The sequence below is a fragment of the Candidatus Pelagibacter sp. PS_17 genome, assembly GCF_059417945.1.
In genome coordinates, this window is the sequence record NZ_CM182073.1 from 327,023 (window position 1) to 349,958 (window position 22,936).

The window sequence follows — 22,936 nt, forward strand, 5'->3', positions numbered from 1 at the left end:
TTGACTAATTTAGTCAGGTTTGTATAAAAAGCCCACTTAAATAAGGATAATATGAAATTAACTTCAAAAGGTAGATACGCAGTAATGGCTTTAGCTGATCTTGCTAAGTTCAATAGTGTTAATCCAGTATCTTTAAGAGATATATCGTTAAGACAAGGTATTTCTTTGGATTTTTTAGAACAAATTTTTTCTAAGTTAAAAAAATATAATATCGTAAAAAGTATTAGGGGTACTAATGGAGGTTATATCTTAAACAAAGAACCAGAAGAAATTAAATTAGCAAACATACTTAGTGCCGTAGATGAAGAAGTCAAAACTGTTCAATGCAAGAAGGAATCTAAAAAAGGATGCAATAGTAAGACTACGAAATGCATCACTCATAATTTATGGGACGAACTTGAAGTTCATATCAATCATTTTTTCGAACAAAAAAATTTAAAAGATCTTATAAGCAATTCTTCAGAAAGTAGAAATTAAAATGGATGCAAGAGAAAAAGAAATAGAAAAATTAAAAGATTATAAATATGGATTTTCAACTGATATTGAAAATACTAGAGCACCCAAGGGTTTAAATGAAGAGGTAATTAAGTTTATTTCAAATATTAAAAAAGAACCACAATGGATGCTTGATTGGAGATTGAAAGCCTTTGAAAGATTAAAGCAATTAAAAGAACCTAATTGGCAAAAACCTAAATATCCGAAAATAGATTATCAAGACCTTTATTATTATTCAGCACCAAAAAGCATGGATGACAAACCAAAAAGTTTAGACGAGTTAGATCCAAAATTATTAGAAACTTATAATAAACTTGGAATACCTCTTCAAGAACAAGCAAGACTTAATGGAATAGCAGTTGATGCTGTATTTGATTCAGTTTCTGTTGCAACCACTTTTAAGGGTGAGTTAAATAAAAAAGGAATTATTTTTTGTTCTATGTCTGAAGCTATACAAGATCATCCTGAATTAGTAAAAAAATATTTAGGATCTGTAATTCCAATATCAGATCATTATTTTGCAACACTTAATTCAGCAGTATTTACCGATGGGTCATTTGTATATATTCCTGAAGGTGTAAGATGCCCGATGGAACTCTCAACTTATTTTAGAATTAATGCTACAGAAACAGGTCAATTTGAAAGAACTTTGATCATTGCTGATAAAGGAAGTTATGTAAGTTATTTAGAAGGATGTACAGCACCAATGAGAGATGAAAATCAATTACATGCAGCAAATGTAGAATTAGTTGCACTAGATGATGCTGAAATAAAATATTCAACAGTACAAAATTGGTATCCAGGAGACAAAGATGGAAAAGGTGGAATTTATAATTTTGTAACTAAAAGAGGTTTATGCAAAGGAAAAAATTCAAAAATATCTTGGACACAAGTTGAAACAGGTTCAGCAATTACATGGAAATATCCAAGTTGTATATTGATGGGTGATAATTCTGTAGGAGAATTTTACTCAATAGCAATAACAAATAATCATCAAAAAGCAGATACAGGTACTAAAATGATTCATTTGGGTAAAAATACAAAAAGCAAAATAATATCAAAAGGTATTTCAGCTGGATTTGCAGATAATACTTATAGAGGCTTAGTGGATATTTCAAAAAATGCTGATAATGCAAGGAATTTTACTCAATGTGACTCTCTTTTGATGGGTAACAAGTGTGGAGCGCATACTGTTCCATACATAAAGAATAAAAATTCTAGCTCAAATATTGAGCATGAAGCCACAACATCCAAAATTAGCGATGAACAATTGTTCTATTGCAATCAAAGAGGTTTAAATCAAGAAGAGGCTGTTAGTTTAATTGTTAACGGTTTTTGCAAAGAGGTTCTGCAACAATTACCAATGGAATTTGCTGTTGAAGCTCAAAAATTAGTAGGAATCAGTTTAGAAGGGAGTGTTGGTTAATGTTAACAATTAAAGATCTTAAAGCGAATATTGATAATAAAGAAATTTTAAAAGGTTTAAATTTAGAAATTAAACCAGGAGAGGTGCATGCAATTATGGGGCCTAATGGATCTGGAAAAAGCACTCTATCAAATGTTCTTTCAGGGAAAAAAGGATACACCGTAACTGGTGAAGTAAAGTATTTTAATGAAAATCTTTTAGAATTAGAAATTGAAGAAAGAGCTCATAAAGGAATATTTTTAGCATTCCAATATCCATTAGAAATTCCAGGGGTAAATACCAATATATTCTTAAAAACATCTTTAAATGCAATTAAAAAAGCTAAAGGTGAAAAAGAATTAGATGCTATTGAATTCTTAAAATTAGTTAAACAAAAAGCCGGAGAATTAAAATTTGATGAAAAAATATTAAGTAGACAATTAAATGTAGGATTTTCTGGTGGAGAAAAGAAAAAAAATGAAATACTTCAAATGTCTATCCTTAATCCTAAGCTGTCGATTTTAGACGAAACAGATTCTGGACTTGATATTGATGCTTTAAAAATAGTATCTGAGGGTGTGAATGCATTAAGAAGTAAAGATAGTTCTTTTTTAATTATTACCCACTATCAAAGATTACTTGATTATATTAAACCTGATTTTGTTCACGTTCTAATTAATGGTCAAATCGTTAAATCTGGAGGTTCAGAATTAGCAATGGAATTAGAAAGCAAAGGTTACGAAACTCTTAGTTAAATGATTGAACAACTAAAATCAGATTTCAATAAGATGACAGAAAATTTAAAATTTTCTGAAAACAATATTGAGTTTAGAAAAAAAAATTTAATCAATTTTATTGATAAAGGCTTTCCAAATAAAAGAATTGAAGATTGGAAATTTTCAGATTTAAATCAAATAATATCATCTAATATTAAAAATTTAAGTTTTTATAACGATAAAACTTACGAACCTAAAGATCAAGTATCTTTAATTAATAAGTTTGAACATAATAAGATTATTTTTATTAATGGAGTTATTTCAAAAGTAGACATCAAGTATGAGGATGACACTAAAGTTTTAATTAATAATGATTTAGATTTAAGCAACAATTCGAATGGAATTAATCCATTAGTATCTTTAAACCATGCTCTTGTTAGTGCGCATATTGGTATTATCGTTAAAGAGAATTATTCATTAAATAAACCTTTGGTTTTATACAATATTACTACTGAGGATGTTAATTCAACTGCACTCAATTTAAGAACAGATATTACGTTAGAAAAAAATAGTAACTTGAAATTAGTTACTATATTTGATGATCAGTCTCAAAATAATTTCATTAATATAAATCAAAATTTTGATATTGCTCAAGATGCAATCCTTAAAAGTTACAAAATTGATCATAAAACCAATTCTAATATTAAATATTTTTATAATAATATTAATCTTGAAAAAAATAGCATCTCTGAAAATTTTATTTTTTCGACAGGATCTAAATTTATCAAAAATGAAGTAAATTGTAATTTAAATGATCAATACAGTTCAGCATTTATTAATGGTGTGATAAATTTAAAAAACTCACAACATCATGAAATTAAAACGAATATAAATCATTTAGCAGAAAATACAAAAAGCTATCAATTAATCAAAACAGTTTTAAATGACAATTCTAAAGGTATTTATCAAGGTAAAATTTTTGTTGATCAAAAAGCACAGAAAACAAATGGGTATCAACTAAGTAAAGCTTTACTTTTAAATGAAAATACAGAATTCGATGGTAAACCTGAACTTGAAATTTACGCCGATGATGTAAAATGCTCGCATGGATCAACTTCAGGTAACTTAGACGAAGACTCGATATTTTATCTAATGTCTCGAGGTCTAAGTTATCAGCAATCAAAAGAATTATTGATTAATGGTTTTCTAATGGATGCAGTTGAAAAAATTACTGATTTAGAAATCAAAAATTTAATCAAAGAGATGATGGGAGTTGTAGAGTGAGTATAGAAAATATTAAAAAAGAATTTCCAATATTTAATAATAAAGTTCATAATAATGATCTTGTATATCTTGATAGTGCTAACTCATCTCAAAAACCACAATCTGTAATTGATAGAGTTAATGATTTTTATACAAATGAATTTTCAAACACAGGTAGAAGCGTTCATTACTTAGCGGTAGCTGCAACTAATCTTTATGAAAATACAAGATCTTCTGTTCAAAAATATATTAATGCTAAAGATAAAAATGAAATTGTATTCACTAAAGGTGCGACTGAGGCAATTAATCTTGTAGCTAATACCTATGGTCAAAAATTTTTAAATGAAGGGGATGAAATACTTATAACAGAACTTGAACATCATTCTAATTACGTGCCCTGGCATTTTTTAAGACAATCTAAAGGTATAAAGATTGAGTTTGCAGAAATTAATGATGATGGAGAGATTACTTTAGAAAGCATTGAAAAAAAAATTACATCAAAAACAAAATTAATTGCTATTACACACTTATCAAATGTAACGGGATCAGTTTTACCAGTTAAAGAAATAACAGAACTTGCTCATTCAAAAGGTATTGCGGTTTTAGTAGATGGATGCCAAGGTGCTCCTCATTTAAAACTTGATATGCAAGACATAGACTGTGATTTTTATGCTATTTCTTGCCATAAAATGTACGGGCCAACTGGTCTTGGTGTTTTATATGCAAAGAAAAAGTGGCTAGAGGAATTACCACCCTATCAAGGTGGTGGTGGAATGATTCAAGATGTAAAAAAAGATAGCATTTCATATGGAGATTTACCTAATAAATATGAAGCTGGAACAATGGCTACAGCACAAGTTATAGCATTTGATCAATCTATAAAATTTTTAGAAAAAATCGGAATTGAAAACATGATTAAACATGAGCAAGAATTAATCCAGTATGGTCAAGAAATTTTAAGAAAAAATAATTCAGTTAAATTAATTGGTAACCCAAAACATAGGTCAGCAGTTTTGTCTTTTACTATAGAAGGTGTTCATCCACATGACATAGCTACAATATTGGATGAAGATGGTGTTGCTATTAGAGCAGGTCATCATTGTTGTCAAATCCTACATGACAAATTAGGAATACCTGCAAGTGCACGTGCTTCATTAGGTGTTTACAATACAAAAGATGATTTAGATCAACTTAATAATTCTATCAATAACTGTAAGAAAATTTTTAATCTCTAATGAATATAAAAGAACTTTATCAAGAAATAATTTTAGAGCATGGTAAAAATCCACGCAACTTAAGAAAAACTGAAAATTTTAATAAAGATGCAATGGGTAAGAATCCATTATGTGGTGATAATGTACATATATTTTTAAAACTTGATGAAAATAAAAAAGTAGAAGATATTTCATTTGAAGGTAGTGGCTGTGCAATTTCAATGGCCTCAGCATCAATTATGACTGATTTAATTAAAGGCAAAGAAGAAGTAGAAGTTAAAGAAATTGTAAATGACTTCTTAGGTATGATTAAGGAGAATCCTGAATTAAAATCAAAAAACCTAGAAGAAGATGAAAAAACTAAATTAATGTGCTTGTCTGGAGTAAAACAATATCCAATGAGAGTAAAATGTGCGACTTTATCATGGCATACTTTAATTTCTGCAATTGACAATACTCAAGAAGAAATTAATACTGAAAAATTAGATTAAATTATGGATTTAAGAGAACAAGTAATAGCTGAAATTAGAAAAATTTATGACCCAGAGATACCGGTCAATATTTATGAATTAGGTTTAATTTATGATGTTAAAGTAAACGAGTCTAAAGCTAAAATTATAATGACCTTGACTACACCAAATTGTCCTGTTGCAGAAAGTTTACCTCAGGAAGTTAAGGATAGTGCAATTCAAGTAGAAGGCATTGAAGAGGTTGATCTAGATTTAGTTTTTGAACCACCTTGGGAAAAATCAATGATGTCTGAAGCTGCTAAATTGGAGTTAAATCTATAATGAACCCTATCATTAAATTAAGTGATAATGCTGCAAGTCGTATTAAAGAAATTATGTCTGGAGTTGAGTCGAATTCAATTGGTGTTAGAGTTGCAGTTAAATCTGGTGGTTGTGCTGGCATGTCTTATGTAATGGAATATGCAAAAGAAATAAATCCTTCAGATGAAATAATTGAAGATAAGGGTGTTAAGGTTTTTGTTGATGCTGCAGCTGTTATGTACTTATTAGGCACTGAAATGGACTATAAAAAAGAAGAATTTTCATCATCATTCGTATTCAATAACCCCAATGAATCTGAACGTTGTGGTTGTGGCGAGTCATTTAAAGTATAACATTACCTAAACGCATATCAGTATTGCAAATATCACATATCTATGGTATTAAATAGTTATGAATAAATTTGAATTTAAAAATCTTGTTAAATCTCTAGAAAAGTCACTGAAAGAAAGAACTTTTTTCAAGACTCTTAGAAAAGAAGTAAACACTGGTGCTAATGGCACTCAGGATTACGTTGTTAAAAAAGGAATTAACAAAGATACAATCGCAACAACTAGACAGTAATTAGTTTTAGCTGCTGTAATACATCTCAAACTCTACAGGATGAGGTGCGTGTTCAAATCTATGTATCTCTTCAAATTTTAATGCAATGTAAGCATCAATTTGATCATCAGTAAATACACCACCTTCAGTTAAAAATTCTCTATCTTTATCTAAACTTTCCATTGCTTCTCTTAATGATCCACAAACAGTTGGAATGTTTTTAACTTCTTCGGGAGGTAATTCATAAAGATCTTTATCAAAAGATTCGCCTGGATGTATTTTATTTTTAATTCCGTCTAAACCAGCCATAAGCATAGCAGCAAAAGTTAAATATGGATTTCCTGAAGCATCAGGAAATCTTATTTCACATCTTGCACCATTTTTACTTAATGAAATTGGTATACGACATGAAGCAGATCTATTTCTTGCAGAGTAAGCAAGCAGAACAGGGGCTTCAAAACCTGGAATTAATCTTTTATAACTATTTGTTGTAGCATTTGAAAAAGCATTAATTGCTTTTGCATGTTTTAAAATTCCACCAATATAGTGAAGTGCTGTTTCAGATAACCCTGCATAAGCATCACCAGAAAAAACTGGTTTGTCGTCTTTCCAAATTGATTGATGAATGTGCATACCTGAACCGTTATCTCCTGCAATCGGCTTTGGCATAAAAGTTGCTGTTTTTCCAAATGAATGTGTAACCATTTGAACTACATATTTATATAATTGAACATTATCAGCTTGATCAACAAGTGTTCCAAAGTACATACCAAGTTCATGTTGACTTGGTGCTACTTCATGGTGATGTTTTTCAACTTTAATACCTACCTCTTTTAAACTTTTTAAGTATTCACCTCTCATATCTTGTTCACTATCAACTGGAGGGACTGGAAAGTAACCACCTTTTACTGGAGGTCTATGACCCATATTTCCATTTGCATACTCTGTTCCAGAATTATAAGGACCTTCTTTACTATCTATTTTAAAACCAGTGTTGTTTGGATCATTATTAATTCTAACATCATCAAAAACAAAAAATTCAGGTTCAGGACCAAAAAAAGCTTTATCACCAATGCCAGATTTTTTTAAATATGCTTCTGCCTTTTTAGCTGTTCCTCTTGGGTCTCTCTCATAAGGAGATCTTTTAACAGCATCTAAAATATCACAAAAAAGGATTAGAGTATTATGAGATGTAAAAGGGTCCATAATCATTCTAGAAGTATCAGGTATTAAAATCATGTCAGACTCGTTAATTGCCTTCCAACCAGCAATAGATGAACCATCAAAAAATACACCTTCATTTAACATTTCTTCATCAACGATAGTGTGATCCATTGTTAAATGTTGAAGTTTTCCTCGAGGGTCAGTAAATCTTAAATCAACAAATTCAACTTCTTTTTCCTTCATGAATTTTAGAACATTGGCAGCAGTCATAGTTTCTCCTTTTTTAAATTTTGTGGTCAATTAATAACAAATGTTTCTTTAATAATATTGCTTGAATAATAAATATCACCTATGCGTTTTTTACATATGAATTACAACATTATTTGTTAAATTATCAATCAATTATTAGTTGAAATATGAGCTTATTAGATAAAGAACCTGTTAAAAGAGCTGAAAAATTTCTTAAAAACTTTGACCAATCCTTAGAGGTAATAGTTTTAGAAAATTCAGCAAGAACAGCACAGGATGCAGCAACAGCTTTAGCTTGTGATGTAGGTGCAATTGTCAAAAGCTTATTATTTAAAGCGGAAAATACTTTTATATTATGCTTAGTAGCAGGCGATAAGAGGTGTTCATTAAATAAACTAAAAAAAGTTAAAGATAAAAAAGATATTTCAATGGCATCACCAGAAGAAGTTAAGACACAAACGGGCTATACAATAGGGGGTGTCTCACCTGTTGGGCATTTAGAGAGAATTGAAATTATAATAGACAATTCTTTAGAAAGGTTTAATGAATTGTTTGCTGCAGCAGGACATCCAAACTGTGTATTTAAAACAAACTATAACGATATTCAAAAGATTACGAATGGAAAAGTTGAAGATATAATTGAATGAGACAACCTAGATTAATTGATTATACATTATTAGTAGTTTTAGCTTTAATATGGGCATCAGCTTTTTTTAATATCAAAATTGCAACAGAATCTTTTGGACCAATTACAATTGCATTCTTGAGAGTTTTTTTTGGATCAATTCCAGTATTATTATTATGCTTTTATAAAAAAATTAAGATTGAAGCATTTTCCAAAGATTGGTATTGGTTTGCTATAATAGGATTTGTCAATTTGGTATTACCTTTTTTCTTAATAGCTTACGGTGTAAAATCTGTACAAAGTAATTTGGCAGCAATCTTAATGTCAACAACACCCTTGAGTTCAACAATATTGGGTCACTTTTATACAAAAAATGAAAAGTTCAATTTAGTTAAAACTTTTGGAATACTAATTGGTTTTTCAGGTATTATTTATTTGTTTTCAGATAATTTATTAATAAATGATAGTAATTTTATTTCTGCGTTATTAATATTGCTTGGGTCAACTTGTTATGTTATTGGAGGAGTTTTAACTCTTAAAATTAGTAAGAAAAAAAATGAAAATGTAACAGGCTCTATATTAATTTGGGCTATCCTAATTTTAATACCATTTGTTTATTTTATTGAAAAACCATGGAATTCAATTCCAAGCATTGAATCTACAATATCAGTAGTTTATTTAGGAATGGTTTCAACAGGTGTTGCTTGGTTGCTAAGATTTAAAATTCTAAAAGATAATGGTCTTATATTTCAATCACAAGTCTCTTACTTAATTCCAATATTCGGTACTATATTGAGTTATATTTTTTTAAAAGAAATAATAACACCTAAAATTTTATTATCTTTATTAGCAGTTGTTGTTGGAATTTACTTTGTTAAAAAAGCAGATCAAAAAAAAACTACTTAAACTGAACCATTTCTTTAATATGAGATGGTCTTGTTTCGCAACATCCACCTAAAATAGTAGCACCAGCATTTTTAAATTTTTTAACAAAATTTGCCATCAATTCGGGTGTTAAATCTTTTCTTTGACCCAAAAATTCATTTGGGTTACCAGTTTTACTGACATTATAACTATTAGTATAACCATCTTTAGGATTAGTTGTCACAAAAGCATTAAGCTTAAATCCAAACGGAACACCTAAATTTTTTACTTCTTCTAAATTTTCATAAAAGTTTTCAGGTGAAACACAGGATAAAATTAATCCTAGTAAATTATTATGTTTAATATTGTTAATAATATCTGATATTTTTTCACCACTTGGAAGATTTATTCCTTCAGAAATGTGAGCACCTATTAAGTATGGCTTATTAAATTCTTCAATTGCTTCAATTGCTAATTTAAACTCTTTTACACTAGACAAAACATCTAAGTAAAAAAAATCAATATAAGGATCTAATAATTTTGCTTGATCATAAAAATTTTGCTTAATTTCATCATCTGGTCTTGTATCTTCTTCGTATGTTAAATATTGAGGTGGAAGACCGCCTGCAATTAACACGTTAGGATGTTGTTCTTTAGCTTTCTGAGCTATTTCACCAGCTTTTTTGTTTAAGTATTCAAACTTATCTTCAATTTTATTATCACGTAATCTTATTCGTCTAGTAGTAAAGGTTGCTGTAACAATAACTTCAGCACCCGCTTTAATAAAGTCTAAATGTGTGTCTAGTAAGAGTTGATGGTATTCTTCTTTTAAAACAGCATTTGCACTCCACAATGTGCCGTTTGGCTTCATACCACGAGCTAACAATTCTTGTCCCATACCACCATCTAAAATTCGTGTTGTTTTAAAAAAATTAATATCCATTTTTATTCCTTACTTTTTTAGTGCTTTAGCTCTATGCAAGGTGCACAATACAGTTCAACTACCTTTACCAATTATATAATGATTTCCTTTTTAGCAGTTAGCACCTGCAATATGGATCAAATCGGTAAAATATTTATATATCTATTAGACTGATTAGTAAATCACTTCTTGAATAATATTTTAGCATTAAATGAGAAGGATCTTCTCTCACCATCAACGTTAAATGGATAAGCTGTGTGCATTAAATAATTTGGAAAAATCAATAGGTCTCCTAATTTAGGGTTTAAATTATAGATACTTTTACTTAAAAAGTTTTTTTGACCATTAATAAAATCAATAGTTCCATTAGTTTTAATCTTTTTATTCTTAACTAATTTATTTTGATTCATATCTTTTGGGATTTTAAGATATCCAACACCTGACAGTTGTCCTTCATGATAATGAATTGGATTATATTCATTTTTTAATTGCCTAACCACCCATAGATTTATTATCTTAATTTCTTTAATTTTTTTAACGCCTGACTTATCAAGGTAAACTTTAATATTTTTTAGTAATTCTTTAGACAAACTCTTATTAATTAAAGTTTTGGGTATCTTAATTTCATTCCTAATTTGACTTGCAAGTTTAGAGCTATAATCATTTTTTTTAGATAATTGAGACTTATCAATGTGATTATTTAATATAGTAATAATTTTTTTGGATAACTTTGTTTTTCCTATAGTGGGTCCAAATGCTCTAAATATTTTCATAATCTTTCTATAATAATTTAATACTTCTGTTATGCAAACAACTTCAGTCCCATTCGAATAGCGACAAATATGACAAGTCCTGATGTCACTAGAGCTAATATTCTTGCAGGAAAAATTTTAAGATTTAAATAGTTTCCAAGCTGGCCGCCTATTAAAACAAAAAAAAATAATGGCCAATAATCATAAATTCCATTTATTGTTGATGCCTTTGTAAATTGGCCAGCAAGTCCTGATAAAGAATTAATCAGTATGAATAATGATGCTGCTGTTGCAATGTTTTTTGCTTTATCTACTCTAATTAATAACAATATAGGGCTTAAGAAAATTCCACCACCAATTCCAACTACACCAGACACAAATCCAATAGATGCACCAATTAATATTGATAATATTTTTGGTATCTTTTTATAAACTTCAATTTTTTGATCAAAAGATTGAAATTTCATGAGAAGTAGAACTCCTGCTAGTGCTAAGACTAAAAAAAGTAAAATTTCAAAAATTTCTTTATCTACTGATAAAGATCCTCCTATGAATGCAAGTGGCACAGATGATATCAAATATGGGGTAAGGATCTTAAAATTGATATTTCCAGCTTTAATATAATTTATACAATTTCCTGATACGACAATAATATTACAAAAGAGAGCAATTACAGGAAAGATCAAGTAAGGAATATCCCAAATTAATAGAAGGGCTAGATAGGTAGAGCCACCACCAAAGCCAACACTTGAATATAAAGTTGCTGTTAGAAGAAATAAAAATGATAATATAATCATGAAAATTATTTTAAATTTATGATTGTAAATATAGCACTTTTAACTGTTACGGACACCAGAACTTTTGAGAACGATAAGTCTGGTGCGATCTTAGTAAAAAAAATAGAGGAGGCTAAACATAAATTAATAGATAGAAAAATTTGTAAAGATAACAAAGATGACATTATTAAAATCCTTAAAGATTGGATTAATCAATCTGAAATAGATGTTGTAATTACAACAGGGGGCACTGGGCTTACAGGTCGAGATATTACACCAGAGGCAGTAAACGAGATAGCTGACAAACATATACCAGGTTTTGGAGAGGTGTTTAGAACAATAAGTTTAAAAACAGTTGGTACATCGACCATTCAATCTAGGGCTTGTGCAGTACTAGCTAATGGCAAATATGTATTTGCTTTGCCAGGTTCTTCAGGGGGAGTAACGGATGCCTGGGATGGAATTTTAAAACATCAGTTAGATATAAATCATAAACCTTGTAATTTTGTAGAACTATTTCCAAGACTTAAGGAAAAATAATTATTTTTGATATTTTTCTTTCCACTCAGAATAAGGCATACCATAAACATGCTCACGTGCATCTAAGTCTGAAATTTCAATACCTTTTTTCTCTGCTTCTTCTCGATACCATTTTGATAAACAGTTTCTGCAAAAGCCAGCAAGGTTCATAATATCTATATTTTGAACATCTTTTCGTTTATCTAGATGTTTGAGCAATCTTTCAAATGTAGCAGACTGTAATTCTTGTTTTTTATCTTCTCTCATAATTAAAATATTAGACACATTTCAATTAAGCACAAGATGTAGGCTGTATTCAATCTTAAGTAGAAAAATTAATGTTTAAAATATAGATATTATCATCTTTTTTTGTTTAAATATTTTATGGCTATTAAAAAAAAGATGGCTGGTAAAAAAAAGAAAACAGCCAAAAAGTCAAAACCTAAAGTTAAAAAAAAATCTAAAATTATTAAAAAAGTTAAAAAGAGTGTGACTAAAAAGAAGTTACACAAACCAATCAAAAAAAATAAGCTTAAGAATAATAATAAAAGAGAGAGGATAAAAATGAGCACAGAAACAGTAAAAGGTGGACGATCTCCGTTACTAGATACGTCTCACTTAAATGTCAAATTTCCATTTAAAGAAAAATATGGAAATTTTATAGGAGGAAAATTCGTTGAACCAAAATCAGGTAAATATTTTGACAACGTAAGTCCAATCAATAATGAAGTTATATGTTCCGTTCCAAGGTCAGATGCAAAAGATGTTGAGGCTGCATTAGATGCTGCACATGCTGCTTTTCCTACTTGGGGAGTTACATCAATAACTGAAAGATCTAACATGCTACTTAAAATAGCTGATGTTATTGAAAAAAATCTAGAACTATTAGCTACTGCTGAATGTTTAGATAATGGAAAACCAATTAGAGAGTGTATGGCAGCTGACTTACCATTAGTTGTTGATCATTGGAGATATTTTGCTGGAGTAATCAGGGCAGAAGAAGGTTCGGTTTCAGAGATAAGTAATAGTGAATATTCTTATCATATACCTGAACCACTTGGTGTAGTTGGACAGATTATACCATGGAACTTTCCATTATTAATGGCAACATGGAAACTTGCACCAGCACTTGCTGCAGGTAACTGTGTAGTTTTAAAACCAGCTGAACAAACACCTGCATCAATCTTACTATTAATGGAACTTATTGGAGACTTATTGCCTCCAGGAGTTGTTAATGTTGTAAGTGGTTTTGGTCTTGAAGCAGGTAAACCATTAGCTTCTTCTAAAAGAATTAGAAAGATTGCTTTTACAGGTGAGACTACAACTGGACGTTTGATCATGCAATATGCATCACAAAACTTAATTCCAATAACTTTAGAATTAGGTGGAAAATCTCCAAATGTTTTCTTTGAAGATGTTATGGATCAAGATGATGATTTCTTTGATAAATGTCTTGAAGGTTTTGCAATGTTTACTCTTAATCAGGGTGAAGTTTGTACTTGTCCTAGTAGAGTGTTAATCCAAGAATCTATCTATGATAAGTTCATGGAAAGAGCAGTTGCTAGAACGAAAGCAGTCAAGCAGGACAATCCTCTAAAAATGGAAACTATGATTGGTGCTCAAGTATCATTAGAACAAATGGAAAAAATAAAATCTTACTTAGATTTAGGTAAGAAAGAAGGTGCCAAAGTTCTATGTGGTGGTGAAGTTGCTAACTTAAACAGTGGTTTGGAAAAAGGAAATTATATCCAACCTACTATTTTTGAAGGCAATAACTCTATGAGAGTTTTCCAAGAAGAAATTTTTGGACCAGTTGTATCTGTTACTAAATTTAAAGATGAAGCTCATGCATTAGAAATAGCTAATGATACTCTTTATGGTTTAGGAGCAGGTGTTTGGACTAGAAATGGGAATATTGCTTATAGAATGGGAAGAGGAATCCAGGCTGGTAGAGTTTGGACTAACTGTTACCATGCTTATCCAGCTCATGCTGCTTTTGGAGGATACAAACAATCTGGAATCGGTAGAGAAACACATAAAATGATGCTTAATCATTATAGACAGGTGAAAAACTTACACGTGTCTTACAGTGAGAAAAAATTAGGCTTCTTTTAACAGATATATTATAATGGCCTGTATTAAACTACAGGCCATATAACTATGAAAGTTTCAGCAACCCCTTCAGCTTTAGAACTAATTGAAGATCTAAAGAAAGATCATGGTAAAGAATTACTCTTTCATCAATCTGGTGGATGTTGTGATGGAAGTGCTCCAATGTGTTACCCTGTTAAAGAATTTTTAGTAAGTGATGACGATGTTTTAGTTGGAAAAATTGGTGGTATTCCTTTTTACATAAGTGAAACTCAACATGAAGCATGGAAAAATACAGATTTAATTATTGATTGCATTCAAGGTATGGGTGGAATGTTTTCTTTAGACAATGGAACTGGCAGAAGATTTTTAACAAGATCTGAGATTTGCGTTCCTGAAAAAAAATCAATTAATTAATTAAATTTCATTTTAACTCTTAGTGTAAGTAAAATTACTATAATAATAAGATAGATTAAGGGTTCAACTGTAACTACTTTAACTAACCATAAGTAGTGAATAATTCCTAATAAAGAAATTATATAAACAAGCTTGTGTAGTTTTTTCCATTTATCTCTCAACAACCTTATCATTCGTTTAGATGAAGTAAGAGCAAGTGGCACTAATAAAAGCCAAGCTAAAAATCCAGCAAATATAAATTTTTTTTTTATAATATCATCTCCAATACTAGACCAATCAAAACGATAATCTATGCCAACATATGTCATCATGTGTGCTGATGCATAAAAAAAAACAAACAACCCAAACATTCTCCTATAGCTAATCCAAAAATTTAATTCAGTAAATTTTTGTAAAGGAGTCATTGCAAGAGTTATTATGATAAAACGAAGTGTCCACTCACCAGTTACATGTGTTATTTTTTTCACAGGTTCTGGACCTAATTGATTAAAAATAATTTGATAAACAATGATTAATATTGGCAGTAAACAAAAAAAGAAAATTGGTATTTTTATATATTTCTGCATGTTTTATAAAACAAATTTATGTATCTAAAAGTTTTTCTTTAAATCCATACCTGAATATAAATGTGCAACTTCATCACCATACCCATTAAACATTTCAGTCTCAATCCTAGGAGCTAAAATACCTTCACCTATGACACGTTCTGTTGCTTGTGACCATCTTGGATGAGAAACATTTGGGTTAACATTTGAATAAAATCCATATTCTCTTGGGGACGATCTCATCCAAGATGATGTAGGCATATTTTCAACTAATTTTATTTTAACAATTGCTTTTGCACTTTTAAAACCATACTTCCAAGGAACAAAAATTCTTAATGGAGCTCCATTTTGATTAGGCAATGTTTTTCCATAAAGCCCAGTAACAACTGTTGTTATAGGATGCATAGCTTCATCAATTCTTAATCCTTCTCTATAAGGCCAATTTAGAACAGGGTATCTTTGGCCATTCATTTGTTCAGGGTCATAAACACTTTCAAATTCAACAAATTTTGCAGTATTTTTAATAGATACTTTACTAAGTAACCTACTTAGAGAAAATCCCATCCAAGGAATAACCATTGACCAACCCTCAACACACCTTAGTTTGTAGATTCTTTCTTCCGAAGGAAATAAAGAAATTATTTCTTCAGCTGAAATCGTAACTGGATTTTCTACTTCCCCCTCAATAGTTACACTCCAAGGTTTAGTAATAAATTCTTGTGAATTTCTATAAGGATCACTTTTACTGGTACCAAATTCATAATAATTGTTATACGTCGTAATATCTTCATATGATGTTAGCTTAGTTTTATTTTGTGAATAAGCATTGTTTAAGAATGGTATACTGCTCAAAGATATTGAACCAACACCAAGCCCAATTGATTTAATAAATTTTCTTCTTTTATTGTAAATTAATTCTGGTGTAATTTCTGAATGTTTATATTTTTTCATTTTTTAATAGGATTACCTTTTAACCATTCACTTTCATCATTTTTATAATGTTCTTTTTTCCAAATAGGTGATCTTTTTTTGATTTCTTCAATTATATACCTAGATAATACGTAAGCTTCATCTCTATGTTTGCAGGCAACTGCGATAATTATACTAGTTTCTCCAAGCCCCACATAGCCCTTTATATGCTCTATAAAGACTGCTTTATCTATAATTTTAAGTTTTTCTGTAGTCTCTTTATAAATTTCTTCAAAACTTTTTAGTACTAGTTCGTCATGACTATCATAAGCTATACCAATAACTTCTTTATTTTCATTAATATTTCTTACATTTCCTGTAAAAATAATTGAAGCTCCGTATGTAGATGATTTGATAAATGCTTCTGCTTCAGAAGTTTTTATTTTATTTTTTTCAATATCTATAATTTTTGCATGTAACATCAGCCACCGCCTATTGGAGGTATAATCCCAATTTTTTGATCTTTTGTAATTTTAAAATTATCATTAACAATATTATTATCTTCAGAGCAAAAAGCAGAGCTTTTAACTATTTTTATAAAATCTTCATTACCTTTAAAATTAATATCCAAGTAATCGATGATTTCTCTTCTTAAATCTTTGATTTCAATTTTTTCTTTAAGATCAAATTCTAAGTAATCTTTATTGCTAAAATCTCTACTTGCTCCAAATAACTCAAGTTTAATTTTCATGTTTAAAAAATATCTTTTAAAAACTCTGGTAGTCCATCAGGATTGATCCATAGACCACTTTTTCCACCTTCTTTAATTAATAATTTCACATTATCAATTCTAAGATGTGGGTTTACAATTTTACTAAGATCATAGATTGTAATTAATGCAGCATTAACTCCCATAATAGCTTCCATTTCAACACCAGTTTTTGCAACAGCTGACACAACACAAAAAACCTCTAAAGAGCTATCATCTTCATGCATGATAATTTTTGTTGCAGTATGATCTATTGGAAGTGGGTGACATAATGGAATTAATTCACTAGTTTTTTTAACACCTAAAATTGCTGAAACTTCAGCTAAAGTGATCGGATCACCTTTAGGCATTTCTTTATTTCTAATTAGATTAAAAACTTCTTTTCCTACATAAATTTTACCAGAAGCTAACGCTCTTCTAAATGTTTCTTTTTTTGATGAAACATCAATCATGTTAAAAGAATTTTTTTTAAAAATTTCTTTAGCCCAGTCTTTTAATTTTTCTTCGTTTATCACTTTTAAGTTTGCCATTTATCCTCCAGTACTAGATAAATTTGGAGTAATTCCAGTATCTCCAAGTTCTAAATAATGTGACTCTTTTTTAAGATGCAATTGTTTTATGATAAGATCTACAAGTTCATCTTTTTGAGCATCATCTTGCAATAAATGCCTGATGCTAATTCCGGTATTACCAAACAAACATAATCTTAAATCACCTCTAGAGGTAACTCTTAATCTATTACAAGTTTGGCAAAAATCTTTAGTATAAGGAGCAATTAATCCAAATTTACCCTTAAAATTTGGATGTATAAAATTTAATGAAGGACCCGCATCTTTCCCATAAGTTTGCGGTATCCAGTTATTTTTCTCTAAATAATCTTTGAATAATTTAGAGGAAACATGATTTTTTTTAAAATATTCTAAATTATCACCAGTTTGCATCAATTCTATAAATCTAAAATCAATATTGTTATCTTTTATGAAATTTCCAAATTTTTTAAACTCTTCATGGGTATCATTAATACCTTTGAGTAAAACGGCATTAATTTTTATATTTTTAAAATCTAGTTTTTGTAAAATCTTTATGCCTTCTAAAATTTCATTAAGCCTGTCATGTCCTGTTAGTTTTTTAAAAGTTTCTCTATTTAAACTGTCAATACTAATATTTATTCCATCTAAACCAGCTTCAAATAATTGTTCTGCAATTTTGTCCAAACGATAACCATTAGTTGTCATTGTTACTTTGGGTATATTGGAATTTTGCTTCATATCTTTTAAGATATCAAAAAAGTCTTTTCTAACTGTTGGTTCTCCACCAGTTAATCTAATTTTACAAACACCTAATTCAGACAATGCTTTTGTTAATCTGGATATTTCTTGAGCAGACATAAAACTTCTCGTGTCTCCAGGCGTTTTTTTATAACCTTGTGGCAAGCAGTAGGAGCACTTATAATTACAGACGTCTGTGATCGATAGTCTTATGTAGGGAAATTTTCTTCCAAAAGTATCACTTAGTAATTTCATCTTATATTTATTATATTATATTATAATAATAATATATGAGCAAAATTATTACCAAATCGGAACTGGATCTATTTAAAAAAGACGGAGCTGTCTTAATCAAAGGTAAATTTGATAACGCATGGATTGAAAAGTTAAAAAAAGGAATCAAAAAAGGTAAAGAAAGTCCTAGTCCAAGATTTGTAAATCATACAAAAGATCAAAAATTACCAGGATATTATGAGGATTTTTGGACCTGGAATTTACATGAAGAATTCAAAGATTTTATATTTAATTCACCAACTCCAAAAATTGCAGCAGAACTTTTAGAAGCACAAAAGATTAACTTAGTGATGGATAATTGGTTTTTCAGGGAAGCTGGGTCGAAGTCATCACCACCTTTTCATCATGATATATCATATTTCGATTTTGAAGGATCTATGTGTGTATTGTGGTTACCACTTGAACCAATAAAAAAAGAGGATGGTATAGCATGGGTTAAAGGTTCACATTTATGGGATAAATTATTCCTAAGAACGCGGTTTAATGACGGCCATGAAGTTGATGGTGAACCAGGGATTGTTAATGGAAAAAAATATGAATTAACTCCTAACATATTAGAAAATAAAGATAATTATGAATTTCTACAATGGGATCTGGAAGTTGGTGACTGTATTTATTTTGATATTAGAACACTACATGGAGGATTAAATACTGTCACACCCAAAAAAGATATTCATAGATACACACTAAGAATGGCAAAAGAAAATTCTAGAATTATTTATAGAGGAGATTGGGCCAGAGAAGAAAGAGTTAACATAAATAATTAACCAGCAGGTTTGTAGCCAGCCATAGCTTTAGCGGCAATCTCGGCAGCTTTATTCATATTCATCTCTTCAAGAATAACCATATTCTCTACTGTTCCGCTTGCTTCCACAGCTAATTTTATACCAGCAAAATTTTCATAAGGCATATCTCCTGAAGTGACAGCAACGAAATCATAAGGACCTCTCGTAATATAAAAAGATTCAAATTTCCCTCCTACTGCTTCAGTTAATGCTTTTACCGCAGTTGATCTATCTTGCTTAGGGTCCTTCATAAAACCTTGGAAGGCCTTTGCTGTATAATTACCCATTACAATATATTTTTTCATAACTTTCTCCTTTATTAATTTGTAAGATCTAATCATATTTGTTAAAAATTTAAAAATTTATTTTTTAAAAATCAACTCAAGGTTTAGCAAATTATGTACGAAAAATTTGGACAATTTATCGATGGCAATTGGTCGCCCTCTTCTAACAAGGAAACTTATAAAGTTATCAATCCTGCAACAGAAGAAGTTTTAGGCCACGCTTCAAAAGCAACACCTGTTGATGTGGATAGAGCATTAAAATCTGCAGAAAAGGGATTAGCTATTTGGAGAAAAACTCCACCATGGCAAAGAGCTTATACGCTTAGAAAAATTGCTGACATGGTAAGAGAAAAAAAAGATGTACTTGCTAAATGGATGACTTTAGAAAATGGAAAACCTTTAGCAGAAGGTGTTGGTGAAACGAATGGTGCTGCAGATATTTTTGAATGGAATGCTGAAGAGACAAAAAGAATTTATGGACAAATTGTAGAAAGTAGATTTGAAGACACGAGAGTGCATGTTTATTATCAACCGATTGGAGTAGTGGCTGCTTTGTCACCTTGGAATTTTCCACTTGTATTAGCTGCTAGAAAAATTTCTACAGCATTAGCTGCGGGCTGTTCAGTAATTATCAAGCCAGACACAATTACACCAGGTGTGGTTATGGAATTAGTCGATATTTGTAGGGAATGCGGAATACCCGCTGGTGTAGTTAATCTTTTGTCAGGTGATCCACCTGCAATTGCGTCACAATTAATTTCATCTGATATTATTAAAAAAATCTCAGTTACAGGCTCAACTAGAGTTGGTAAAATAATTTTAAAACAAGCTGCAGATAAATTACAAAGAGTAACAATGGAGTTAAGTGGTCATTCTCCTTTCATTGTATTTGATGATGCTGATTTAAATAAAGCAACGGACATAGCTATTGCTGCTAAATTTAGAAATAATGGTCAAGTTTGTATTTCACCTAATAGATTTTACATTCAGGAAAGTAAAAAAGATGAGTTCGTTGGTTTATTTATTGAAAAAACTAAAAAACTTAAGATTGGTAATGGTATGGATCCAGATACACAACTAGGACCGTTAACAACGCAAAAAAGACTAAATGAAGTTGAAGAGCTAGTTGAAAAAACGAAACAAGAAGGAGCTAAAGTTTTATTGGGAGGTAAGAGGCCTGCAGGATTTAATAAAGGTTTTTATTATGAGCCAACTGTTTTTGATGATGTTAAAGATGACTTTACGATCATGAAACAAGAACCATTTGGGCCATTAGTTCCAATGCTGTCATTTAAATCTTTTGATGAAGTTATTGAAAGAGCAAATGATAATGATTTAGGTCTTTGTAGTTATATTTGTACTAATTCAATGGATAAAGCTTATAGAGCCTCTGAATTAATGGAAGCAGGCATTGCTTGTGTGAATACTGGTGTTGTAGCAGTTGCAGAAGCTCCATTTGGTGGAATAAAACAAACTGGCTATGGTAGAGAAGGTGGCTCTAACGCAATTAAAGATTATCTAAATGTTAAATATACTCATATGGGTATTAAGGGCTAGTAAATAAGGTTGAATTAAATAAATCCTAAATTAAAAGTTTTATTTATGAATAATTATAATTTAAAGGGTAGAAGAGCAATAGTAACAGGTGGCGCACAAGGTTTTGGTTTTGCAATTACAAAAAGATTTTTAGAATCTGGTGCTGAAGTTGTAATTTGGGATATTGATCAAAAAGCTGTTGATGAAGCATTAAAAGAGCTTTCATCTGAAAAATGTAGCCATCAAATAGTTGATGTCACTAACTTCGGTGACATAACAAAAAATATTGAACTAAGTACTAAAGAAAAAAATGTAGATATTTTTGTAAATAATGCGGGTATGGCCGGTAAAAATACACAAGTTTGGAATTATCCAAATGATGAATGGTTAAAAGTAATGAACTTAGATTTAAATTCAGTCTTTTATTGCTGTAAAGCAATAGCACCTCACATGATTAAGAATAATTATGGAAGAATAGTAAATATTGCATCTATTGCAGGAAAAGAGGGTAATCCGAATGCTAGTGCATATAGCACCGCAAAAGCGGGTGTTATAGGACTTACAAAATCGTTAGGTAAAGAATTAGCTGATAAAAATATTGCCGTTAATGCTGTAACGCCAGCAGCAGCTAAGACTAGAATTTTCGATCAAATGACTGAGGAACATATAAATTATATGTTATCCAAAATACCAAGAAATAGATTTGCTAAAGTTGATGAGTTAGCGTCATTAGTTACTTGGTTAGCTGCAGAAGAGAATTCTTTTTCAACTGCTGCAGTTTTTGATTTAAGTGGTGGAAGAGCAACTTATTAAGTTATGCAAATTGGATTTGACGTTGGTGCCACAAAAATAGAAAGTGTCATTTTAAAAGATAACGGTGAAGAAGTTGACAGAAGTAGAAGAGACTGTCCAAAAGATTACCTTTCAATAGTTCAAACCATAAAAGATGTTGTAGTTGAGCTAGAAAAAAAACATAATAAAACATTACCAGTTGGTGTATGTCATCCAGGCGTTCATTCTCCACAAACAGGACTAGTTAAAAATGCGCCTAACTGTGTTTGGATTGAAAAACAACCTTTTCAAAAAAGTCTTCGTGAAGCTCTAAATAGAGAAGTTTTTTGTGAAAATGATGGAAATTGTTTTGCATTATCTGAAGCAATAGATGGTGCTGGCAAACATTATAAAATTGTATATGGAATTATTCTTGGATCTGGTGCGGGAGGTGGATTGGTTATAGATAAACAGATTGTTTCAGGTCCTAATGGTGTTGCTGGGGAATGGGGTCATAATCAGCTACCGTTTATGGCTGCCCAAAAAGAGGAGCTTAAGACATTAAATCTAAGAGATGCAGAGGTTGAAAGTTTTGTATCAGGGTTAGGTTTAGCTAAAAGATTTAATAAAAAGTATAAAAAAAATTTGAAAGCTAATGAAATATTTGAACTCTACAGAAGACATGAACTAGATGCAGAAAAAATGATAGAGGAATTTAAGACTAATCTTGCAATGTCTTTGGCCACTATAGTTAATATTCTTGACCCAGATGTTTTTATATTTGGTGGTGGTGTTACAAATGAAATAGATTTTTTTGATGAGATAGAAAACTTAACTAAAAAATATGTTATAGGCAAAGAATATGAAGGTGTTTTCTTAAAACCCAAATATGGAGATGCCAGTGGAGTTAGGGGTGCGGCAAGATTAGGTAGAAAATCAAGCTATTAAATTTCCATATCTATCAAAAAGTGA

The 22,936-nt window shown here is 30.2% G+C and carries 30 protein-coding genes and 1 riboswitch; of the genes, 18 read left to right on the forward strand and 12 right to left on the reverse strand.

From position 1 onward, the window contains the following. Window positions 1-51 precede the first annotated feature (51 nt). Genes AC5SML_RS01725 through AC5SML_RS01765 form a run of 9 tightly spaced genes read left to right on the forward strand, consistent with a single transcriptional unit; the run spans window position 52 to window position 6,445 of the window. A complete protein-coding gene (locus AC5SML_RS01725) occupies window positions 52-477 on the forward strand; it encodes an RrF2 family transcriptional regulator (RefSeq protein ID WP_006997175.1) in 426 nt (141 codons plus the stop codon). Window position 478: 1 nt separating this feature from the next. Further along, window positions 479-1,921 (forward strand): Fe-S cluster assembly protein SufB, encoded by a 1,443-nt coding sequence (gene sufB, locus AC5SML_RS01730; RefSeq protein WP_011281906.1) that lies wholly within the window; start codon window positions 479-481, stop codon window positions 1,919-1,921. Further along, a complete protein-coding gene (gene sufC / locus AC5SML_RS01735) occupies window positions 1,921-2,655 on the forward strand; it encodes a Fe-S cluster assembly ATPase SufC (RefSeq protein WP_011281907.1) in 735 nt (244 codons plus the stop codon). The genes sufB and sufC overlap by 1 nt, the downstream gene beginning before the upstream one ends. After that, window positions 2,656-3,900: a SufB/SufD family protein gene (locus AC5SML_RS01740; protein WP_494617412.1), complete on the forward strand. Its 1,245-nt coding sequence runs from the start codon at window positions 2,656-2,658 to the stop codon at window positions 3,898-3,900. Continuing rightward, entirely contained in the window at window positions 3,897-5,114 is a 1,218-nt protein-coding gene (locus tag AC5SML_RS01745) for an aminotransferase class V-fold PLP-dependent enzyme (RefSeq protein WP_494617414.1), read from the forward strand. The genes AC5SML_RS01740 and AC5SML_RS01745 overlap by 4 nt, the downstream gene beginning before the upstream one ends. Continuing rightward, window positions 5,114-5,584, forward strand: coding sequence for a Fe-S cluster assembly sulfur transfer protein SufU (sufU, locus tag AC5SML_RS01750; RefSeq protein ID WP_006997170.1), 471 nt, complete (start codon window positions 5,114-5,116; stop codon window positions 5,582-5,584). Before AC5SML_RS01745 ends, sufU begins: the two co-directional genes overlap by 1 nt. Before the next feature lie 3 nt (window positions 5,585-5,587). Next, window positions 5,588-5,884 (forward strand): iron-sulfur cluster assembly protein, encoded by a 297-nt coding sequence (locus tag AC5SML_RS01755; protein ID WP_494617416.1) that lies wholly within the window; start codon window positions 5,588-5,590, stop codon window positions 5,882-5,884. Next, the gene (locus tag AC5SML_RS01760) at window positions 5,884-6,216 is read left to right on the forward strand and encodes a HesB/IscA family protein (RefSeq protein WP_020169243.1); all 333 of its coding nucleotides are present in this window, start codon (window positions 5,884-5,886) and stop codon (window positions 6,214-6,216) included. The genes AC5SML_RS01755 and AC5SML_RS01760 overlap by 1 nt, the downstream gene beginning before the upstream one ends. Before the next feature lie 58 nt (window positions 6,217-6,274). Continuing rightward, a complete protein-coding gene (locus AC5SML_RS01765; protein ID WP_006997167.1) occupies window positions 6,275-6,445 on the forward strand; it encodes a hypothetical protein in 171 nt (56 codons plus the stop codon). 6 nt (window positions 6,446-6,451) lie between these two features. Here the strand turns inward: AC5SML_RS01765 and glnA are convergent, their stop codons facing one another. Then, the gene (gene glnA, locus AC5SML_RS01770) at window positions 6,452-7,858 is read right to left on the reverse strand and encodes a type I glutamate--ammonia ligase (protein ID WP_011281912.1); all 1,407 of its coding nucleotides are present in this window, start codon (window positions 7,856-7,858) and stop codon (window positions 6,452-6,454) included. 146 nt (window positions 7,859-8,004) lie between these two features. Between glnA and AC5SML_RS01775 the strand changes: the two genes are divergently transcribed. Both AC5SML_RS01775 and AC5SML_RS01780 read left to right on the forward strand, forming a co-directional pair. Then, on the forward strand, window positions 8,005-8,484 hold the full coding sequence (locus tag AC5SML_RS01775; RefSeq protein ID WP_011281913.1) for a YbaK/EbsC family protein: 480 nt from the start codon (window positions 8,005-8,007) through the stop codon (window positions 8,482-8,484). Next, a complete protein-coding gene (locus tag AC5SML_RS01780; RefSeq protein ID WP_011281914.1) occupies window positions 8,481-9,368 on the forward strand; it encodes a DMT family transporter in 888 nt (295 codons plus the stop codon). The genes AC5SML_RS01775 and AC5SML_RS01780 overlap by 4 nt, the downstream gene beginning before the upstream one ends. Here AC5SML_RS01780 and AC5SML_RS01785 read toward each other — a convergent pair. From AC5SML_RS01785 to AC5SML_RS01795, 3 genes are all read right to left on the reverse strand, one after another. Further along, the gene (locus AC5SML_RS01785) at window positions 9,361-10,269 is read right to left on the reverse strand and encodes a homocysteine S-methyltransferase family protein (RefSeq protein ID WP_011281915.1); all 909 of its coding nucleotides are present in this window, start codon (window positions 10,267-10,269) and stop codon (window positions 9,361-9,363) included. The two genes, AC5SML_RS01780 and AC5SML_RS01785, sit on opposite strands and share 8 nt — an antisense overlap. A gap of 9 nt (window positions 10,270-10,278) precedes the next feature. Then, a riboswitch (SAM riboswitch) is annotated at window positions 10,279-10,342 on the reverse strand. An 88-nt stretch (window positions 10,343-10,430) separates the two neighbouring features. After that, window positions 10,431-11,021 carry a 2OG-Fe(II) oxygenase family protein gene (locus AC5SML_RS01790; RefSeq protein ID WP_494617417.1) on the reverse strand — a complete coding sequence of 197 codons (591 nt, stop codon included), beginning with the start codon at window positions 11,019-11,021 and terminating at the stop codon, window positions 10,431-10,433. Window positions 11,022-11,050: 29 nt separating this feature from the next. Continuing rightward, window positions 11,051-11,797, reverse strand: coding sequence for a sulfite exporter TauE/SafE family protein (locus AC5SML_RS01795; protein ID WP_011281917.1), 747 nt, complete (start codon window positions 11,795-11,797; stop codon window positions 11,051-11,053). 18 nt (window positions 11,798-11,815) lie between these two features. On the opposite strand from AC5SML_RS01795, the gene AC5SML_RS01800 reads away from it, so the two are divergent. Further along, window positions 11,816-12,316: a molybdenum cofactor synthesis domain-containing protein gene (locus AC5SML_RS01800; protein ID WP_011281918.1), complete on the forward strand. Its 501-nt coding sequence runs from the start codon at window positions 11,816-11,818 to the stop codon at window positions 12,314-12,316. On the opposite strand, the gene AC5SML_RS01805 is transcribed toward AC5SML_RS01800, so the two are convergent. After that, on the reverse strand, window positions 12,317-12,562 hold the full coding sequence (locus AC5SML_RS01805; RefSeq protein ID WP_011281919.1) for a DUF1244 domain-containing protein: 246 nt from the start codon (window positions 12,560-12,562) through the stop codon (window positions 12,317-12,319). A gap of 297 nt (window positions 12,563-12,859) precedes the next feature. On the opposite strand from AC5SML_RS01805, the gene adh reads away from it, so the two are divergent. Together adh and AC5SML_RS01815 are read left to right on the forward strand one after the other, a co-directional pair. Beyond that, the gene (adh, locus tag AC5SML_RS01810) at window positions 12,860-14,410 is read left to right on the forward strand and encodes an aldehyde dehydrogenase (RefSeq protein ID WP_011281920.1); all 1,551 of its coding nucleotides are present in this window, start codon (window positions 12,860-12,862) and stop codon (window positions 14,408-14,410) included. A 45-nt stretch (window positions 14,411-14,455) separates the two neighbouring features. Next, window positions 14,456-14,803, forward strand: a complete 348-nt coding sequence (locus AC5SML_RS01815; protein ID WP_006997157.1) for a DUF779 domain-containing protein — start codon at window positions 14,456-14,458, stop codon at window positions 14,801-14,803. On the opposite strand, the gene msrQ is transcribed toward AC5SML_RS01815, so the two are convergent. Genes msrQ through moaA form a run of 6 tightly spaced genes read right to left on the reverse strand, consistent with a single transcriptional unit; the run spans window position 14,800 to window position 18,549 of the window. After that, entirely contained in the window at window positions 14,800-15,369 is a 570-nt protein-coding gene (gene msrQ, locus AC5SML_RS01820) for a protein-methionine-sulfoxide reductase heme-binding subunit MsrQ (RefSeq protein WP_011281921.1), read from the reverse strand. The two genes, AC5SML_RS01815 and msrQ, sit on opposite strands and share 4 nt — an antisense overlap. 24 nt (window positions 15,370-15,393) lie before the next feature. Next, on the reverse strand, window positions 15,394-16,299 hold the full coding sequence (gene msrP / locus AC5SML_RS01825) for a protein-methionine-sulfoxide reductase catalytic subunit MsrP (protein WP_011281922.1): 906 nt from the start codon (window positions 16,297-16,299) through the stop codon (window positions 15,394-15,396). Next, window positions 16,296-16,739, reverse strand: a complete 444-nt coding sequence (locus AC5SML_RS01830) for a molybdopterin synthase catalytic subunit (RefSeq protein WP_011281923.1) — start codon at window positions 16,737-16,739, stop codon at window positions 16,296-16,298. Before AC5SML_RS01830 ends, msrP begins: the two co-directional genes overlap by 4 nt. Then, a complete protein-coding gene (locus AC5SML_RS01835) occupies window positions 16,739-17,008 on the reverse strand; it encodes a hypothetical protein (RefSeq protein ID WP_011281924.1) in 270 nt (89 codons plus the stop codon). The genes AC5SML_RS01830 and AC5SML_RS01835 overlap by 1 nt, the downstream gene beginning before the upstream one ends. A 2-nt stretch (window positions 17,009-17,010) precedes the next feature. Beyond that, the gene (gene moaC / locus AC5SML_RS01840; protein WP_011281925.1) at window positions 17,011-17,556 is read right to left on the reverse strand and encodes a cyclic pyranopterin monophosphate synthase MoaC; all 546 of its coding nucleotides are present in this window, start codon (window positions 17,554-17,556) and stop codon (window positions 17,011-17,013) included. Continuing rightward, window positions 17,557-18,549, reverse strand: coding sequence for a GTP 3',8-cyclase MoaA (gene moaA / locus AC5SML_RS01845; protein ID WP_011281926.1), 993 nt, complete (start codon window positions 18,547-18,549; stop codon window positions 17,557-17,559). 35 nt (window positions 18,550-18,584) lie between these two features. Here moaA and AC5SML_RS01850 point away from each other — a divergent pair, with 35 nt between their 5' ends. Further along, window positions 18,585-19,355 carry a phytanoyl-CoA dioxygenase family protein gene (locus AC5SML_RS01850; RefSeq protein ID WP_494617419.1) on the forward strand — a complete coding sequence of 257 codons (771 nt, stop codon included), beginning with the start codon at window positions 18,585-18,587 and terminating at the stop codon, window positions 19,353-19,355. Here the strand turns inward: AC5SML_RS01850 and AC5SML_RS01855 are convergent. After that, window positions 19,352-19,714 carry a GYD domain-containing protein gene (locus AC5SML_RS01855; RefSeq protein ID WP_236608312.1) on the reverse strand — a complete coding sequence of 121 codons (363 nt, stop codon included), beginning with the start codon at window positions 19,712-19,714 and terminating at the stop codon, window positions 19,352-19,354. The two genes, AC5SML_RS01850 and AC5SML_RS01855, sit on opposite strands and share 4 nt — an antisense overlap. A 57-nt stretch (window positions 19,715-19,771) precedes the next feature. Here AC5SML_RS01855 and AC5SML_RS01860 point away from each other — a divergent pair, with 57 nt between their 5' ends. Genes AC5SML_RS01860 through AC5SML_RS01870 form a run of 3 tightly spaced genes read left to right on the forward strand, consistent with a single transcriptional unit; the run spans window position 19,772 to window position 22,912 of the window. After that, window positions 19,772-21,214 carry an NAD-dependent succinate-semialdehyde dehydrogenase gene (locus AC5SML_RS01860; protein WP_011281929.1) on the forward strand — a complete coding sequence of 481 codons (1,443 nt, stop codon included), beginning with the start codon at window positions 19,772-19,774 and terminating at the stop codon, window positions 21,212-21,214. A gap of 45 nt (window positions 21,215-21,259) precedes the next feature. Next, complete coding sequence (locus AC5SML_RS01865) at window positions 21,260-22,006, forward strand: SDR family NAD(P)-dependent oxidoreductase (RefSeq protein ID WP_494617420.1); 747 nt, start codon at window positions 21,260-21,262, stop codon at window positions 22,004-22,006. Between the two features lie 3 nt (window positions 22,007-22,009). Beyond that, entirely contained in the window at window positions 22,010-22,912 is a 903-nt protein-coding gene (locus tag AC5SML_RS01870; protein WP_011281931.1) for an ROK family protein, read from the forward strand. Window positions 22,913-22,936 lie beyond the last annotated feature (24 nt).

Excerpts from the sequence above, each read along its gene's own strand:
- AC5SML_RS01850 (WP_494617419.1), top strand. The coding sequence starts at position 18,585 with ATGAGCAAAATTATTACCAAATCGGAACTGGATCTATTTAAAAAAGAC.
- AC5SML_RS01780 (WP_011281914.1), top strand. The coding sequence starts at position 8,481 with ATGAGACAACCTAGATTAATTGATTATACATTATTAGTAGTTTTAGCT.
- AC5SML_RS01765 (WP_006997167.1), top strand. The coding sequence starts at position 6,275 with ATGAATAAATTTGAATTTAAAAATCTTGTTAAATCTCTAGAAAAGTCA.
- AC5SML_RS01805 (WP_011281919.1), bottom strand. The coding sequence starts at position 12,562 with ATGAGAGAAGATAAAAAACAAGAATTACAGTCTGCTACATTTGAAAGA.
- moaA (WP_011281926.1), bottom strand. The coding sequence starts at position 18,549 with ATGAAATTACTAAGTGATACTTTTGGAAGAAAATTTCCCTACATAAGA.
- AC5SML_RS01795 (WP_011281917.1), bottom strand. The coding sequence starts at position 11,797 with ATGATTATATTATCATTTTTATTTCTTCTAACAGCAACTTTATATTCA.
- AC5SML_RS01815 (WP_006997157.1), top strand. The coding sequence starts at position 14,456 with ATGAAAGTTTCAGCAACCCCTTCAGCTTTAGAACTAATTGAAGATCTA.
- msrP (WP_011281922.1), bottom strand. The coding sequence starts at position 16,299 with ATGAAAAAATATAAACATTCAGAAATTACACCAGAATTAATTTACAAT.
- AC5SML_RS01790 (WP_494617417.1), bottom strand. The coding sequence starts at position 11,021 with ATGAAAATATTTAGAGCATTTGGACCCACTATAGGAAAAACAAAGTTA.
- glnA (WP_011281912.1), bottom strand. The coding sequence starts at position 7,858 with ATGACTGCTGCCAATGTTCTAAAATTCATGAAGGAAAAAGAAGTTGAA.
- AC5SML_RS01775 (WP_011281913.1), top strand. The coding sequence starts at position 8,005 with ATGAGCTTATTAGATAAAGAACCTGTTAAAAGAGCTGAAAAATTTCTT.
- AC5SML_RS01800 (WP_011281918.1), top strand. The coding sequence starts at position 11,816 with ATGATTGTAAATATAGCACTTTTAACTGTTACGGACACCAGAACTTTT.
- msrQ (WP_011281921.1), bottom strand. The coding sequence starts at position 15,369 with ATGCAGAAATATATAAAAATACCAATTTTCTTTTTTTGTTTACTGCCA.
- AC5SML_RS01785 (WP_011281915.1), bottom strand. The coding sequence starts at position 10,269 with ATGGATATTAATTTTTTTAAAACAACACGAATTTTAGATGGTGGTATG.
- AC5SML_RS01760 (WP_020169243.1), top strand. The coding sequence starts at position 5,884 with ATGAACCCTATCATTAAATTAAGTGATAATGCTGCAAGTCGTATTAAA.
- AC5SML_RS01740 (WP_494617412.1), top strand. The coding sequence starts at position 2,656 with ATGATTGAACAACTAAAATCAGATTTCAATAAGATGACAGAAAATTTA.
- sufU (WP_006997170.1), top strand. The coding sequence starts at position 5,114 with ATGAATATAAAAGAACTTTATCAAGAAATAATTTTAGAGCATGGTAAA.
- AC5SML_RS01870 (WP_011281931.1), top strand. The coding sequence starts at position 22,010 with ATGCAAATTGGATTTGACGTTGGTGCCACAAAAATAGAAAGTGTCATT.
- AC5SML_RS01855 (WP_236608312.1), bottom strand. The coding sequence starts at position 19,714 with ATGATTAGATCTTACAAATTAATAAAGGAGAAAGTTATGAAAAAATAT.
- AC5SML_RS01725 (WP_006997175.1), top strand. The coding sequence starts at position 52 with ATGAAATTAACTTCAAAAGGTAGATACGCAGTAATGGCTTTAGCTGAT.
- moaC (WP_011281925.1), bottom strand. The coding sequence starts at position 17,556 with ATGGCAAACTTAAAAGTGATAAACGAAGAAAAATTAAAAGACTGGGCT.
- AC5SML_RS01755 (WP_494617416.1), top strand. The coding sequence starts at position 5,588 with ATGGATTTAAGAGAACAAGTAATAGCTGAAATTAGAAAAATTTATGAC.
- AC5SML_RS01835 (WP_011281924.1), bottom strand. The coding sequence starts at position 17,008 with ATGAAAATTAAACTTGAGTTATTTGGAGCAAGTAGAGATTTTAGCAAT.
- adh (WP_011281920.1), top strand. The coding sequence starts at position 12,860 with ATGAGCACAGAAACAGTAAAAGGTGGACGATCTCCGTTACTAGATACG.
- AC5SML_RS01860 (WP_011281929.1), top strand. The coding sequence starts at position 19,772 with ATGTACGAAAAATTTGGACAATTTATCGATGGCAATTGGTCGCCCTCT.
- sufB (WP_011281906.1), top strand. The coding sequence starts at position 479 with ATGGATGCAAGAGAAAAAGAAATAGAAAAATTAAAAGATTATAAATAT.
- sufC (WP_011281907.1), top strand. The coding sequence starts at position 1,921 with ATGTTAACAATTAAAGATCTTAAAGCGAATATTGATAATAAAGAAATT.
- AC5SML_RS01830 (WP_011281923.1), bottom strand. The coding sequence starts at position 16,739 with ATGTTACATGCAAAAATTATAGATATTGAAAAAAATAAAATAAAAACT.
- AC5SML_RS01865 (WP_494617420.1), top strand. The coding sequence starts at position 21,260 with ATGAATAATTATAATTTAAAGGGTAGAAGAGCAATAGTAACAGGTGGC.